This window comes from Nitrospirota bacterium, assembly GCA_016219645.1.
In the GTDB taxonomy this organism is placed as follows: domain Bacteria; phylum Nitrospirota; class Nitrospiria; order Nitrospirales; family Nitrospiraceae; genus Palsa-1315.
In genome coordinates this window covers 288,062-302,048 of the sequence record JACRLR010000018.1, presented here as the reverse complement: position 1 = coordinate 302,048, position 13,987 = coordinate 288,062, and the positions used below count along the sequence as shown (strand labels likewise).

The following is a 13,987-nucleotide window of genomic DNA, read 5'->3' as shown; positions in this document are numbered from 1 at the left end:
TGAGTGCTGAGTTTTGAGTGTATTCCGGATAACTCAGAACTCAACACTCACAACTGAAAACTATTGGCCGTGAGCGCAGCTCAGTGTTCACCTGTGCGGCTGATGACTGCCCGCGGTGCGCCCCCTGGCGCAACGGCGAGACGGGACGCTACTTTCTGATGCCCAATCGCTCGATCACCGCACGATAGCGTGCATCGCTGACGCCGCGAAGATAGTCGAGCAACCGCCGGCGACGCCCAACCAAGAGGAGCAGGCCACGTCGTGAGTGATGATCTTTCTTATGGAGTTTGAAATGCTCCGTGATATACGTGATCCGGTTGGTCAACACCGCAATCTGGACTTCCGGTGAGCCGGAATCCGTCTCATGCTGCCGGTACTGCTTGATCAACTCGGTCTTCGCTTCCTTGAGTAATGCCATGGGCTCTTTCCTTCCTGTTCCTTCCTGCACCAGCAATGAAGTGTCAGATCTCCTGACCGGTCAACACCTTTTCTACTTTGAATGAACCATCCGAAGTCTCCGGACATATTGCGATCGCGACCAGACATCCGTCGATATCGTGGATACGGACCGGCCTGCGTGACCCGTACATTCGATCGGCCACCCTATCCCAGCGAAGGATCTTGGCCGCAGGCACCGGAGCCCCGTGCCGCACGCGGTCAGCGGTCTGCCCATCTACCACCATAATGGCCAGTCGGTCCAACGCCTGATCGAGTGACAGGAGATCGTCTCCCAATCGACCGAGCGCGTGACGGTTGACCGCCTCATCGACCGTCAGCGCATGATCGATCGTCAAAGGCCCTACTCGTCGCCGCTGCAACGTCAACATGTGGCCTCCGATACCCAGAGCCTCTCCCATGTCGGCACAGAGCGTCCGCACATAGGTCCCCTTCGAGCAGACAATGCGCAAGGTCACGTCCCGCCCTTCAATGGCCAGCACCTCAAGGGTATGAATGACGACCGTTCGTTTCTCCCGCGCAATCGTGTGACCCGCCCGAGCGGATTTATATAGAGGGACACCTCCGACCTTGACCGCCGAATACATCGGCGGAACCTGCTCAATCGGCCCGCGAAATCGATCGACGACCTCCTGGATCGCCTCCGGGGTCAACTGATCGTGGTCCCGGCTCACCAGCACCGTTCCTGTCGCATCCTGCGTATCAGTTGTTTCACCTAGGCGAAGTACCGCGAGATACTCTTTATCCCATTCGAGAAGGTATTCAGCGATGCGGGTCCCCCGCCCGATCAGCAGAGGCAAGACTCCCGTTGCAGCAGGATCAAGGGTGCCGGCATGACCGACCTTGACTCCGCCGAGAAGATGCCGCACCTTCGCCACGACATCGTGGGATGTCCAACCGGCTTCCTTGTTGATCGTCAGAACACCGTCGGCGATGGCACAACCCTGTACGAGCCCCATTATTGCATCCCCGTTCCTACGAGTTCCTATTCTCTTCAGACGGCTCGCCATTGGCTTTGGCATGCAGATCATCCAATAACTTCAACACGTGATCCCCCCTCGGTCCGCTGATATCCTTGGCAAATACGATTTCCGGCAAATACCTGAGCGAGAGGCGACGCCCCAGCTCACCGCGCACAAACCCGCTGGCTTGGGCCAACCCAACAAAGACCTTCCGTTCTTCTTCTTCCGTACCCATGGCCGTCACGAATACACGAGCAATTCGCAGATCGCTGGTCAATTTCACGTCGGTGACGGTCACGGACTGCACACGCGGGTCCTTGATCCTCCGCATGAGGATATCCGCCACTTCCATGCGGATTTGATCGGCGACACGGTCAGCCCGATGGTACCCCGTCTTGGCCACCGCACACTCCGCCTAGCAGGATGCTGAAAAAGTCGTCCTTCTCACCCGCCCAATCCCGGCGATCATCTCACCCACCCACCCTGTGTCTGCCAAGACAGCCTCTTCACCCAGGGCCGCGCCTTTCCCCAAGCTTCGTTCTCGCTCCACTCAGAGGCTCGAGGGCCACCAACCGGAAAGGTGGCTGTCCCCAATCGCTTGCTGCGGCCTTGCCCGCGGAACAGCGCGTCTTGGCGCGCTGGGTTTGGGCGGGTGAGAACCGTGGCCTTTTTGAGCACCCTGACGGGCATATCGCCGTTACAGCAATTCCACTCGAGACTGGACGATCTCCACTGCAGGCACGCTTCGAATCAGATTCAGCGCCTGCTCACACACTTGATTGACGTATCGTCCTTCGTTGGCCACACAGGCAAGGCCCAAGACGGCTTTCTGCCACAGGTCCTGTCCATCGACTTCGGCAACCGAGAGGTTGAACTTGTCCCGCAACCGATCTTTGAGACTCAAGAGCACTTGCCGCTTGTCCTTCAATGACTGACTCTCGGGAATGAACAACTCGACCGTGCAGAGCCCGACGATGATACCCACGGGCAGACTTATACCTTAGAGTTTTGCGGCAATCTTGTCGATTGCATAGGCTTCGATGATGTCCCCTGCCTTGACGTCGTTGAAATTCTCGACGCTGATTCCACACTCGTAACCCTGCTGCACTTCACGGACGTCGTCCTTGAAGCGACGCAACGATCCGAGCTTCCCCTCATAGACCACTACGTTATCGCGAATCACTCGGACTCCGACAGCCGCGCGGGTGATCGTGCCATCCACCACATAAGACCCCGCAATAATGCCAGCTTTGGACACCGTGAAGACCTGTCGCACTTCGGCCCGCCCCAACGTCCGCTCCTTCAGCGTCGGCTCCAGCAATCCCTCCATCGCGGCCTTAATTTCTGCCATGGCGTCGTAAATAATGGTGTACAGACGGATGTCGACACCTTGCTGTTCGGCCAGCGCGGAGGCCTTCGGCTCAGGCCTGACATTGAACCCGACAATGATGGCGTTGGACGCAGCAGCCAGCAGCACATCGGACTCTGTGATCCCGCCGACACCGCTGTGGATGACGCGCAGCTTGACAGCATCGGTCGTAAGTTTTTCAACACCTGCGGTCAGCGCTTCCGCCGACCCCTGGACATCAGACTTAATCACCAGTGCCAGCTCCTTCACGGATCCTTCCGTAATCTTGGAGAACAGGTCGTCCAGCGTGACCTTCGCTGACACAGACAGATCAGCCGTTCGCTGTTTACGAGCTCGGTCCTCCGCAATTTCTCGCGCAATCCGCTCGTCTTTGACGACTTGAAATACATCACCGGCGGACGGCACACCTGGGAGCCCAGCCACTTCAACAGGAATAGAAGGACCGGCCTCTTGGACTTTTGCCCCCGTATGTGCAATCAAGGCGCGAACCTTCCCGCTCACAGTCCCAACGACAAACACGTCGCCTACGCGCAGTGTTCCGCCCTGTACCAGCACCGTCGCCACAGGACCACGCCCTCGCTCAAGCTTGGCTTCCACCACCACGCCCTTAGCCATGCGATGTGGATCTGCCTTCAGCTCCAGCACTTCGGACTGCAGAAGAATCATCTCCAGCAAGGTATCCAGGCCGATCTTCTCTTTGGCCGAGACCTCAACCATGATCGTGTCACCGCCCCAGGACTCTGAAATGAGTCCATGCTCGGACAAGGCGTTTTTGACACGGTCGGCATTGGCGCCGGGCTTATCGATCTTGTTGATGGCCACGATAATCGGAACGGACGCGGCCTTGGCATGATGGATCGCTTCGATCGTTTGCGGCATCACTCCATCATCCGCTGCCACGACCAGGATGACGATATCCGTAATCTTGGCGCCACGACCTCGCATGGCAGTGAAGGCTTCGTGGCCTGGTGTGTCCAGGAACGTCACCTGCTTCCCGCGCACCCCGACCGTGTATGCACCGATATGCTGTGTGATCCCCCCCGCCTCTCCTTCCGCCACCTTCGTTTGCCTGATGGCATCAAGCAGCGAGGTCTTGCCATGATCGACATGGCCCATGATCGTCACGACCGGCGGCCGCGGCTCAAGCTGGACATTCTCATCCGTTTGCACGATGGAATCCAGCAACTCTTCTCCGGCCTTCTCTATCGAGACGTCGATCTTGACTCCATGCTCCTCCGCAATAATCCCGGCTGCGTCGACGTTCATGGTTTGATTGAACGTGAGCATCTGGCCCATATCCATCAGTTTGCGCATGATGTCGGCCGGGCGCTGCCCGATCAGTTCGGCAAATTCCTTCACCGTCATGCCTGGCACAAACTTGAAGCTCTTCCTTCGTGGCTTGGTGACCTCCCCGGGGGTGCTGTGATGCGCGTGCTTACTACGGTCATCGCGACGCGCCTGCATCGGAATAGCACGAAGGTCCTGCCAGCGAGCTGCATCCTCCCGAAGCCGAAGCTCCTCTTCCTCTCGCGTACGGCCCGGCTTACGAACTTTCTTCGCCTTCTCTTTCAGACCTTCAGCCTGCATCTCATCAAGAGAGAGGGTTTTTCTTTTTCCTGTGATGATATCGATGCTGGGCACGACAGCGGGCTTGACAACGGGCGCAGGAGCAGGAGGGGTTGTCGCTCCGATCACGTGCGGCTGGTCTGATGTGACCGTCAGGTCAACCGGCGCAACGGGTGGAGTTCCCGTGTGCGGGTGCACGACAGGCGGCGGGCTCACCACCACAGTATCGCCGGGCGATCCGCTTGCGCCTGCTGATTCAACTGCCGGTACCGACAGCGCCTCATCCGCTGGAAGTTCATCGGGTCGTTTGCGCTTGATCAGAATGCGGCGCTTGTCGGATTTGGCAGGCTCCTCCGCAGTCGAAGTTGCCGGGAACGAACCGGCCCTGGTTCCCGTCGCGTGCTCAGGCGCACTACCGATCTTGATCCGCTCACCCCGCCCCGCATCGGCCTCTGCCGTCTCACCCGTCGTTTTCCCGTGAGCCTTGAGTTTTGGTCCAAGCTTCTCCAATACCTTCTGAACCACATCATCATCCAACGCGCTGCTATGCGACGCGACCGTGATCCCCATCCGTTTCAATTCCGGAATAAGGTCGCGGTTTTCCATCCCTAGCTGTTTAGCCAACGCATACACGCGCATAAGAATTTGGCACCTACTCCTCTTTGTCCGGCTCCCCCTGTCCGGCATCCGATTCCGCCCGAGCTTTCAATTCCAGTTCACGGGCCTCTTCCTGCTGATGCAGCGCTTCGGTCTCCTCCGCCAACGCCGCTTTAATCTCTTTATCCCGTTCGGCCTTTTCTTTTTCGTATTCCGTCGCGCTGATGATATCAATCTTCCAGCCGGTCAGACGCGCTGCCAACCGCACATTTTGACCATTCTTTCCGATGGCCAATGACAGCTGTGAATCTGCCACCACAACCAACGCCGATTTTTTTTCCTCATCGACGCCGACCTTCTCGATGCTCGCAGGATTCAAGGCCTCGGCGATGAACACCCGCGGATCTGAGGTCCAGGTGATGATGTCGATTTTCTCCCCGCGCAGCTCGCGAACAACCGCTTGAACCCGTGACCCTTTGATCCCGACGCAGGCCCCGACCGGATCAACAGCCTTCTCGCGGGACGTCACGGCGATCTTGGTCCGATCACCAGGCTCCCGAACAATGGATTTGATCTCAACGATTTTCTCGAGCACTTCCGGCACTTCCAACTCGAAGAGTTTCGCCACAAACTGCGGATGACTCCGAGTCAAGATCACCTGGACATCCTTGGGAGTCCGTCGCACTTCTAAGAGCATGGCCTTTACCCGATCACCACCGCGATAGGTTTCTCGCGGAATCTGCTCCTGAATCGGCAACACCGCCTCGGTCTTACCTAAATCCACCAAGTAGTTCCGGCGCTCCACCCCGAGAATGATGCCATTGACCAGATCTCCTTGCCGCGTGGAGTATTCTTTTTGGACTGCCTCCCACTCCGCCTCACGGACCTTTTGGAAGATGACTTGTTTAGCGGTTTGCGCGGCGATGCGTCCCAAATCGCTCATCTCGATAAGCGATCCAATCTCATCACCGACTTCTGCTTCGTTGTCGAACTGGCGAGCTTCTTGAAGGGACACTTCCGTTTTCGGATTGATGACCGCATCGACAATGGTCTTCTTCGATACGACGGAGATCTCACCTGTCTTCGGGTCGATCTCAACTTGAATATTCTCTGCCTGTCCAAACCGCTTCTTGGCAGCTACTTGAAGGGCGGCTTCGATCGCCCCGATGACTCGGCTCTTTTCAATACCCTTTTGCCGACCAAGTTCATCGATGACTGAAATCAATTCTCGATTCATAGCTCACTCTCCGGCAACCGTTCCTATCAGTTTCGGTCTCCACACTGCGGTGATCTACCCCGAGACAGCCTAAAACGTCACGGCACGCCGAGCGTCAGTAATTGAGCCGAACTCAAGCATAACCTTCCGCTCCGAACGCCGATCGTGCACCACGACTGTCACGCCCTGTTCATTCACTTCCATCAGCTCTCCGACCACACGCCACTGCCCGTTGATCGGCTGCCTGAGCTTCACGTTCACTTGCTTCCCCAATGCCCGACGATAATCCTGAATCCCTTTGAAGGCTCGATCCAGACCAGGCGAGGAGACTTCCAATGTATAGGCATGGGGGAACGGATCAGCCACATCCAGGGCCGGACCGATCGCAAGGTGTGCACGCCCGCAATCCTCTACCGTAACGCCGCCCGATTTATCGATATACACGCGAACGATTGACCGCGCGCCTTGCCCCACACACACAATGTCGATCAATTCTAAACCCAGTGCCCAGAGGATGGGCGACACCACCTCACTGATACGATCGACAACTGGTCGGGACTCCTTCCGCGACACCTCCGGCCCCGTATTTTTGGATAGCTCATTCAAGAGATCAAACAAAAAAGTGGGCATGAGCCCACTTCCAGTCCGAGGACCATAGCACGCTACCTATGCCAAAGCAAGGGGCTAGTCGACCCGCTTCGTGAAGCGAGCAGCAAGCCGTTGGGTGATCGGACCAGGCCGTCCATTTCCAATGACTTTCCCGTCTATACGGACGACGGCCAAGACCTCGACCGTGGTCCCTGTAAGAAACACTTCTTCAGCATCATAGAGGTCTGCCTGAGCAACAAAACGTTCCTGAACCGGTAGGCCTTCGCGTAGAGCGAGGTTCAACACCATGGCTCTCGTGACCCCGGACAGAATGCGCGGGCCTTCGGGAGCCGTCACCACTGCTCCCCTTTGAACCATCATCACGTTGCTGACTGCCCCTTCGGTGACCAGGCCCGCTCGAACCAGAATAGCTTCGAAGACTCGAGCCTGCTTCACCTGTTGCCGCGCAAGGACGTTGGCCAAGAGATTGACACTCTTGATGTCACAGCGCCCCCATCGGATGTCTTCCACCGTCATCGCTTCCACACCGGCTGCCTGTATCGACCGATCGAGCGCATGAAACTCACGTACCGTCATGACGACCGTGGGCGTCGCTTCGGCTGAATAGGCATGATCACGGGGAGCGACACCCCTGGTAACCTGAATGTAGATTTTTGCTTCAGGATAGGCAGCCAGTCTAATGCCTTCCAACACATGGCCTGTCCACTCGACGCTGGAATAGGGTTGCGTCAAATCAAGCGCCTTCGCGCTGCGATCGAGTCGAGCCAGATGGGTTTCAAGCGCGAAGGGCCGCCCGCCATACGTACGCGCGACTTCATAGACGCCATCACCAAATTGAAAGCCTCGATCTTCGATCGAAACTTTCGCCTCGGCCAGCGGCATGAACGCTCCATTGATAAAGGCCACATCCGGCATGATCACCCACTCTTCCGGAAGGAGGGGTCAGCGACCGTCACGTCAAACACGCGCCGATCTTCAGCGGTAAATTTCCACCCCATGCGTTTTTCAAACAACACGCGGTGAGTCCCCAGCTTGACCGCTTTAAACTCGAATGTCCGCTGGCCGTTATCGACCGCATTATTCCCCGCGATGCGAAGGTAGTCATCGGCTAGCAACTCGAGCCCCGTAGGATCATAGGTCGGGACCCAGAGTTCTCCTCTGGTTCTGTCCTCCCAAAGATTAATCTGGACCGGCTGCTCAAGAGTTGTCTCAATGACCTTGGCTCCATCCTTGTTGGTGGCCCCACCATGGTCGTGCCCAGAGATTGTGCTCATGGTTTCCGCCGAGGTCCGACAAAAATCTCCTCTCCTTCCACCTGCACGTCATAACTCCCCACACAATATCCACCGCCGTCCGTCCCTCGCCCATTTCGAACGTCGAATGCCAAATCGTGCCACGGACAGGCTACGACAAAACCCTTCACGCGTCCTTCACACAAGGGTCCACCTTCATGGGGACATCGATTATGGATTGCGAAATATGTTCCCTCGATATTGAACAGCGCCATCTCCCGATTGTTCACCATCACGACTTTGGCCTGACCGGGCGGTAACTCGTTGGCCAGCGCGACGGATTGAAACCCCTCTAGCATGCTCTCTTGCTCCTTTCCTTCTGTGGTCCGCCGCGTCTTCTGCTCACAGCCTGTCACATTCGAAGCGTATATTTCAGCTCCTGGCCCAGGATAATCCCTTCCTGCTTGATAAAACCCGCTTCTGCCTGAATCGCGTACCGGACCGCTTCCGGAGAGGAACTATATCTGGGGCAGTCAGATTCCCGGCAGGGGGCGACATTTTCTTTGAGCCCCACGATATGATGGCTTTCATCAACCCACATCACATCTACCGGAAAGCGATACTCCTTGGTCCAGACGTGGTTCTGACCGGTCGACTCGAAGATATAAAGCATTCCACCATTCGCTGGCAGCGTCTCTCGAAAGGCAAGACCGACGAGCAGTTTCTCCGGTGTATCCGCCACTTCCATCTCAAGTTCACGGCCACTTGGAAAGGTCACGACAATGATCGTCTCTTCTTTCCGATCGATGAGGAAAAACGACGCGCTCATCAAGAAAACCGCCATGAGGCCAAGCGTGATGATGCGCTTCTTTTTCTGCCCTCCATCGCTTGGCGGTGAAGTGGCCATACACATTCCTTCTTACGACTACCGTAACTCCCCTGAGCCCAAAGGCCCACAAATATAGGGGGTCTAGGCCTTCTGAGCAAGTGTCGTTCTGTTGACTTGGAAAAGAGCGGCGGACTAGAATGACGCCCACATCGCGCCACGCATCATGGTCGTGACGGGGTGATCTTGTCAACCGTGTGTGTTTCATTGTCGTGAGAAGGAGGCGAGGGTCATGGCGTTGCTGATTACCGATGAATGTATCTCCTGTGGAGCCTGCCTGCCAGAATGCCCGAACGAGGCGATTTTCGAGACTCGCAGCGATGCGGAAGCGAAGGGCAATCATGTGGGCGATGGTCAGGGAGTCGGCGATAGTATCTATGTGATTGCACACGACCGTTGCACTGAGTGCGTCGGACACTTCGACGAACCACAGTGCGCCGCCGTCTGTCCAGTCGATAATTGTTGTATTTCTGATCCGCTGTATCCAGAGACGACGGAAGTCCTACTGGAGAGAGCGAAGACACTCAATCCAGATAAGGAAATTGATGCGGCGAAAGTCTGGAGCGGAGTGCGCAACTAATTTCTCATCGAGATTCAACAAAGAAGGCCCTGCTTTTCTCTGAAAAGCAGGGCCTTTCTACTTCACACCATTCGACGTAATTACTTGAGCATGAGAAGCTTGCCACCGACATGCCCAGGGTGCAGGTGACAGCGATAGATCAGCGTATTCCCCTGAGTGGCATAAAACATGTCGCTGGTCGGAATACCGATATACTTGGTTTCGCCCGGCTTCAACACCACTTCGGCTTTCATCACAAACGGTGAACCAGCGTTCGGGGCATCGGTCATCTGAAATCCATGCTCAGCGGTGGCTTTGTTCGTCACCTTCAGTAGGACAGGACGACCAGGCCGGACTTTGAAGTCGATGATCGTGACCGGTGGATACCACGTCTTCATATCTCCAATCTCGACCGAGAACAGCGAGGCATCGACATCCAACTCTTTGAACGACTGACCTACGACGGAGCCGGTCTCCAAATCTCCGACTTCGACTCCACCTGCCTGGAGCGCAAACGCCGCAGATGCCCCAGCCACGACCATCACGAGGCCGAAGAAGACCCCCAACATCGCCTTGCCCATGACCTACCTCCTTAAAAAAGAAGAGATGAAATTAGAACCGGTGAAAACCTACCGCCAATCCCACGTGGCCGAAACTATTTCTCTATCGATCGCCCTTTCATTCCCTACCACATTTCTCACTTGGAGAAGACCCCCTATAAATAACACCACGACAAAAACGGAAGCAAGGACCTTGATCGAATTCTTTTCCAGACTCCCCTTTCGACAAAAATGCCCGCATCAATAGGCAAGTCAGAATTATTTCAATCATTTACTTTACGCCAGCCGCCTCCGGCTGGCTTTCTTGAGCTGTAGACCCGATCAAGAGATCAAACGGCGCATAGTCGTCGGTCAACACGACACCTGTCTTCCAAGGCTCCATACGATGGGTGCCCAGCAAGGTAACGGCTTCAAATGGAAGAAGCTGTTTCTCAACCAGCCGATTTACATCGGCCACGATGGTTGAAGGCATCTCCTGGCCGATTGGCCCGCCGGCAAAAAAAACCAGATTAGCCGATCTCGCCTGAGAGGACTGCCATGGCCCCTTCACTGCAAAGGATTCGATATTGGGAAACGACTGCCTCATCGTCTGCATGACCGCATCGGCCCGCAACAGATCTCCACCTTCGCCAGATGAGGCTAAATTAAGTGCCAGAACACCGTTCGGCGCAAGATGGGCGCGTAATTCCGCGAAAAACTCCACCGTGGTCAGGTGAAACGGAATCATCTGTCTGGCAAATGCATCGACCCAAATGAGCTCATACGTCCGCTTCGTGGAATTGAGAAATACCCTGGCGTCCCGAACGTGCACATGGTGTTGGGGAGGGGGATGGTAGGAAAAATATTCTTCGGCCATGCGGACGACCGCAGGATCGATCTCGACCACATCCAGTTCAAGTTCAGGCCATCGAGACGCGAGCCATTTCGCCAGCGATCCGCCTCCGTGCCCGAGGATCAAACCTCGTTTTGGTTCGGGCACCAAGGCCAACGACGCGACCATCAATTGACTATAGGGAAGAAACAGGGCAATCGGATCTGCCTTCCACATCACTGCGTGGTAGGTCCGGTCCAAGATCAGATAGCGAAACAGGTCGTCATCCCGAATCCGTACTTGCTGGTATGGGCTGTCCTCCTGATACACCGGCACCGGCAACACTTGGATCGGGAACCAGGCACCAGTCCCCAACCCTGCGACGCCGAGGGCCAGCGTTCCGATCACTAGTGGCCGTGCGGTCATCCCCCTGATCAACCACCAGAGGCCAAGCAGGGCCTGAATGGCGCCGAGCCAGGCGATCAGCGCCTGGCTCCCGATCCAGGACAGAAAGAAAAACGCCGTCCCCCATGTTCCTGCCAAACTCCCCATGGTCGAGAGCGCGATCATCCGACCGGTGTGCCGACCGAGATACTCAAAATCCAACACCGCGAGTCGCAACATAGCCGGCAGCACGCCGCTCAGACCAAAAGCCGGTGGTCCCAGGAGCAACGCCGCGGCAATACAGGGCCCCCACCGAGGATCCTCAACCGCAGCCGCCACCTTAAAGAGTACCGGCTGGCCAAGCCAGGCAATCAGAAAGGTCCAGGCCCCGGAGCACAACAACAGACCGGCTAACGCTCGTGCATCGGGGTACCGGTCGGAAATCCACCCGCCGAAAGCATACCCGCCGCTCATGGCGGCAAGAATCACTCCGATCAACGCGCCCCAGACAAAGAGTGAGTTTCCGAAGACGGGAGCGAGAAGACGGCTTCCCACAATTTCCAACGCCATGACCACCGCGCCGGTGGCCAGCGCCGTCATCAGAAGAAACCATCGGGGGGCATGGGGCGAACGGATGACAACACTCATGCGGAAACATCATATAGGGTAGGGAAACAAGACGGCCCTGCCCTGCGAGCCCACATGATCACACGTCGCCCCAGTTTTTGAAGTAGCGTAACAGGTCGCGGACGGAGACGATCCCGACGATCTGTCCTTCATCGGAAACTGCCAGATGGCGGATCCCATGCTCCGCCATTTTCTCACTCGCTTCATGGGCTGAGCTCGCACTGTCAATCGACAACAGTGGGCGACTCATCACGGCACGGACCAGGGTCTCGTGCGCCGGACGCGATTCGGCCATTCCCTTGCGGACCAGGTCTGATTCGCTGATGAGGCCACTATAGTGGCCTGCCTCTTGGACGAGCAGGGCACCGACCTTTTCGTCACGCATGAGCCAAGCGGCCTCCAATAATGTCGCGTCCGGACTGATCGTACGCAAGGTCCGGCACATCATCATTACAAGCGGCCGCTGAAGAGGTCTGCTCTGAGTCGTCATACGATAGGATCCGTCCGACGTAGGGAGCAAATAGTACTCAGCCCTTCTGCACCTGTCAACGCGCGGTTCCTCACGTTGATCGTGCCTTCCATTACTTTGTTGATCGACCCATATACCATTGATATACTCGACAAAAATCGTTCATGTTCATGGAGGACGGAGCCTATGCATATCAGCGTGATTGGAACCGGCTATGTCGGATTGGTCACAGGAGCCTGTTTTTCGGAGTTCGGTGTCAACGTGACCTGCATGGACACAGACGCCAAACGGATCGCCAGACTTGAGAAGGGTGATGTCCCCTTCTATGAGCCAGGGATCACGGAGCTTGTCGCAAAAGGTATTCGCGAGAACCGGATCAGCTTTACCACGGACGTCGCCAAAGCCGTTGACAAAGCCCTCGTCATCTTCATCGCGGTCGGAACTCCGCCGAAACCAGACGGGTCAGCAGATCTCTCCTACGTAGAAGAAGTCGGCCGAGGTATCGCCAGAACCATGACCGGGTACAAGGTCATTGTCACGAAGTCGACTGTCCCCGTCGGAACCGGAGAAAAGTTGCGTGAAGTGATCAATGCGAATCAGTCCGGCAAATTTCGGTTTGACATCGTCTCCAACCCTGAATTTCTTCGGGAAGGATCCGCCATCGAAGACTTCATGCGGCCGAACCGGGTCGTCATCGGGGCTGATAGCGAGCAGGCGGTTGCCATCATGAAAGACCTCTATCGCCCGCTCTACCTCATCGAGACCCCGTTCGTCGTGACTGACATCCCGACTGCTGAAATGATCAAATACGCCTCCAACGCCTTCCTCGCCACCAAGATTTCATTCATCAACGAAATCGCGACAGTCTGTGAGCGAGTGGGCGCCAACGTGCAAATGGTGGCGAAAGGCATGGGGCTCGACAACCGGATTGGATCGAAGTTTCTCCATGCAGGACCGGGGTTCGGTGGGTCCTGTTTCCCGAAAGATCTGGCAGCCCTCGTCCAGACAGGGGAGCGAGTCGGCTACCCCATGCAGATTGCCAGCGCTGCGGCCCTTGTCAATGAACAGCAGCGGGGCCGAATGGTTGAAAAGATTACGAAGACGGTCGGGGAACTTAAAGGAAAGACCTTCGCCATGTTGGGGCTGTCGTTCAAACCCAATACCAACGACCTGCGGGATGCGCCGGCCCTGGCTATCGCGCAAGAACTCATCAAACAGGGCGCAACGCTTCGAGTGTACGACCCCGCCGCACTTGAGGAGGCCTGCCAAACAGTGCCGGGCCTTGTCCCCTGCAAAGATGCCTATGAAGCGGCAGAGGGAGCAGATGCGTTGATTCTCATGACCGAATGGAACCAGTTCCGAACGCTTGACTTCGAGAGACTGAAAACGGCACTGCGCCAACCCATCTTCTTCGATTTACGCAATGTCTATGAACCTGACCGAGTCGCAGCCTTTGGTCTGCGACACATTTCGGTTGGAAGGCCGACCAAGACTCCTTCCTAGCCGAAGTAACAATTGCATTAGCAGGATGTTTAGAACGTTTCGCAGCAAGGGATGTGAAGGGTAACCTGGTCGATCCTCTAATGCTAATGCGGGTGTCGAGCGATAGCGATGTCCCTCCAAGCTTGCTGGGATGGGGGCTGATTGATCTTCTACTGCGCGCGTCCAACGAGGGCCTTCTGAG

The 13,987-nt window shown here is 56.4% G+C and carries 16 protein-coding genes; 2 read left to right on the top strand and 14 right to left on the bottom strand.

Annotation, left to right across the window (positions count from 1 at the left end; all coding sequences use genetic code 11):
• Positions 1 to 148: 148 nt before the first annotated feature.
• From rpsO to HZB34_08205, 11 genes are all read right to left on the bottom strand, one after another.
• On the bottom strand, positions 149 to 418 hold the full coding sequence (gene rpsO / locus HZB34_08255) for a 30S ribosomal protein S15 (GenBank protein ID MBI5315948.1): 270 nt from the start codon (positions 416 to 418) through the stop codon (positions 149 to 151).
• Between the two features lie 43 nt (positions 419 to 461).
• Positions 462 to 1,415, bottom strand: coding sequence for a tRNA pseudouridine(55) synthase TruB (truB, locus tag HZB34_08250; GenBank protein MBI5315947.1), 954 nt, complete (start codon positions 1,413 to 1,415; stop codon positions 462 to 464).
• Between the two features lie 16 nt (positions 1,416 to 1,431).
• The gene (gene rbfA / locus HZB34_08245; GenBank protein MBI5315946.1) at positions 1,432 to 1,770 is read right to left on the bottom strand and encodes a 30S ribosome-binding factor RbfA; all 339 of its coding nucleotides are present in this window, start codon (positions 1,768 to 1,770) and stop codon (positions 1,432 to 1,434) included.
• A gap of 345 nt (positions 1,771 to 2,115) precedes the next feature.
• A complete protein-coding gene (locus tag HZB34_08240; protein ID MBI5315945.1) occupies positions 2,116 to 2,397 on the bottom strand; it encodes a DUF503 domain-containing protein in 282 nt (93 codons plus the stop codon).
• Positions 2,398 to 2,418: 21 nt separating this feature from the next.
• Positions 2,419 to 4,992, bottom strand: a complete 2,574-nt coding sequence (infB, locus tag HZB34_08235; GenBank protein ID MBI5315944.1) for a translation initiation factor IF-2 — start codon at positions 4,990 to 4,992, stop codon at positions 2,419 to 2,421.
• A gap of 13 nt (positions 4,993 to 5,005) precedes the next feature.
• Positions 5,006 to 6,187 carry a transcription termination/antitermination protein NusA gene (gene nusA / locus HZB34_08230; GenBank protein MBI5315943.1) on the bottom strand — a complete coding sequence of 394 codons (1,182 nt, stop codon included), beginning with the start codon at positions 6,185 to 6,187 and terminating at the stop codon, positions 5,006 to 5,008.
• Between the two features lie 69 nt (positions 6,188 to 6,256).
• The gene (locus tag HZB34_08225; GenBank protein MBI5315942.1) at positions 6,257 to 6,796 is read right to left on the bottom strand and encodes a ribosome maturation factor RimP; all 540 of its coding nucleotides are present in this window, start codon (positions 6,794 to 6,796) and stop codon (positions 6,257 to 6,259) included.
• 54 nt (positions 6,797 to 6,850) lie between these two features.
• On the bottom strand, positions 6,851 to 7,690 hold the full coding sequence (gene dat, locus HZB34_08220) for a D-amino-acid transaminase (protein ID MBI5315941.1): 840 nt from the start codon (positions 7,688 to 7,690) through the stop codon (positions 6,851 to 6,853).
• Between the two features lie 2 nt (positions 7,691 to 7,692).
• A complete protein-coding gene (locus HZB34_08215) occupies positions 7,693 to 8,049 on the bottom strand; it encodes a protease inhibitor I42 family protein (GenBank protein MBI5315940.1) in 357 nt (118 codons plus the stop codon).
• Positions 8,046 to 8,366, bottom strand: coding sequence for a Rieske 2Fe-2S domain-containing protein (locus tag HZB34_08210; protein MBI5315939.1), 321 nt, complete (start codon positions 8,364 to 8,366; stop codon positions 8,046 to 8,048). Before HZB34_08210 ends, HZB34_08215 begins: the two co-directional genes overlap by 4 nt.
• Before the next feature lie 53 nt (positions 8,367 to 8,419).
• Entirely contained in the window at positions 8,420 to 8,914 is a 495-nt protein-coding gene (locus HZB34_08205; GenBank protein MBI5315938.1) for a DUF192 domain-containing protein, read from the bottom strand.
• A 211-nt stretch (positions 8,915 to 9,125) separates the two neighbouring features.
• On the opposite strand from HZB34_08205, the gene HZB34_08200 reads away from it, so the two are divergent.
• Positions 9,126 to 9,473, top strand: a complete 348-nt coding sequence (locus HZB34_08200) for a 4Fe-4S dicluster domain-containing protein (GenBank protein ID MBI5315937.1) — start codon at positions 9,126 to 9,128, stop codon at positions 9,471 to 9,473.
• 80 nt (positions 9,474 to 9,553) lie between these two features.
• Here HZB34_08200 and HZB34_08195 read toward each other — a convergent pair whose 3' ends face one another.
• From HZB34_08195 to HZB34_08185, 3 genes are all read right to left on the bottom strand, one after another.
• Complete coding sequence (locus HZB34_08195) at positions 9,554 to 10,033, bottom strand: hypothetical protein (protein ID MBI5315936.1); 480 nt, start codon at positions 10,031 to 10,033, stop codon at positions 9,554 to 9,556.
• 250 nt (positions 10,034 to 10,283) lie between these two features.
• Positions 10,284 to 11,855, bottom strand: a complete 1,572-nt coding sequence (locus HZB34_08190; GenBank protein ID MBI5315935.1) for a fused MFS/spermidine synthase — start codon at positions 11,853 to 11,855, stop codon at positions 10,284 to 10,286.
• Between the two features lie 58 nt (positions 11,856 to 11,913).
• Entirely contained in the window at positions 11,914 to 12,324 is a 411-nt protein-coding gene (locus tag HZB34_08185; GenBank protein ID MBI5315934.1) for a CBS domain-containing protein, read from the bottom strand.
• Between the two features lie 165 nt (positions 12,325 to 12,489).
• Between HZB34_08185 and HZB34_08180 the strand changes: the two genes are divergently transcribed.
• Positions 12,490 to 13,806 carry a UDP-glucose/GDP-mannose dehydrogenase family protein gene (locus tag HZB34_08180; GenBank protein ID MBI5315933.1) on the top strand — a complete coding sequence of 439 codons (1,317 nt, stop codon included), beginning with the start codon at positions 12,490 to 12,492 and terminating at the stop codon, positions 13,804 to 13,806.
• Positions 13,807 to 13,987 lie beyond the last annotated feature (181 nt).

Coding starts and splice junctions, on each gene's coding strand:
- infB (MBI5315944.1), bottom strand. CDS start 4,992: ATGCGCGTGTATGCGTTGGCTAAACAGCTAGGGATGGAAAACCGCGAC.
- rpsO (MBI5315948.1), bottom strand. CDS start 418: ATGGCATTACTCAAGGAAGCGAAGACCGAGTTGATCAAGCAGTACCGG.
- nusA (MBI5315943.1), bottom strand. CDS start 6,187: ATGAATCGAGAATTGATTTCAGTCATCGATGAACTTGGTCGGCAAAAG.
- HZB34_08190 (MBI5315935.1), bottom strand. CDS start 11,855: ATGAGTGTTGTCATCCGTTCGCCCCATGCCCCCCGATGGTTTCTTCTG.
- HZB34_08215 (MBI5315940.1), bottom strand. CDS start 8,049: ATGAGCACAATCTCTGGGCACGACCATGGTGGGGCCACCAACAAGGAT.
- rbfA (MBI5315946.1), bottom strand. CDS start 1,770: ATGGAAGTGGCGGATATCCTCATGCGGAGGATCAAGGACCCGCGTGTG.
- HZB34_08205 (MBI5315938.1), bottom strand. CDS start 8,914: ATGGCCACTTCACCGCCAAGCGATGGAGGGCAGAAAAAGAAGCGCATC.
- HZB34_08195 (MBI5315936.1), bottom strand. CDS start 10,033: ATGGGCAAGGCGATGTTGGGGGTCTTCTTCGGCCTCGTGATGGTCGTG.
- HZB34_08180 (MBI5315933.1), top strand. CDS start 12,490: ATGCATATCAGCGTGATTGGAACCGGCTATGTCGGATTGGTCACAGGA.
- HZB34_08185 (MBI5315934.1), bottom strand. CDS start 12,324: ATGACGACTCAGAGCAGACCTCTTCAGCGGCCGCTTGTAATGATGATG.
- HZB34_08210 (MBI5315939.1), bottom strand. CDS start 8,366: ATGCTAGAGGGGTTTCAATCCGTCGCGCTGGCCAACGAGTTACCGCCC.
- dat (MBI5315941.1), bottom strand. CDS start 7,690: ATGCCGGATGTGGCCTTTATCAATGGAGCGTTCATGCCGCTGGCCGAG.
- HZB34_08225 (MBI5315942.1), bottom strand. CDS start 6,796: ATGCCCACTTTTTTGTTTGATCTCTTGAATGAGCTATCCAAAAATACG.
- truB (MBI5315947.1), bottom strand. CDS start 1,415: ATGGGGCTCGTACAGGGTTGTGCCATCGCCGACGGTGTTCTGACGATC.
- HZB34_08200 (MBI5315937.1), top strand. CDS start 9,126: ATGGCGTTGCTGATTACCGATGAATGTATCTCCTGTGGAGCCTGCCTG.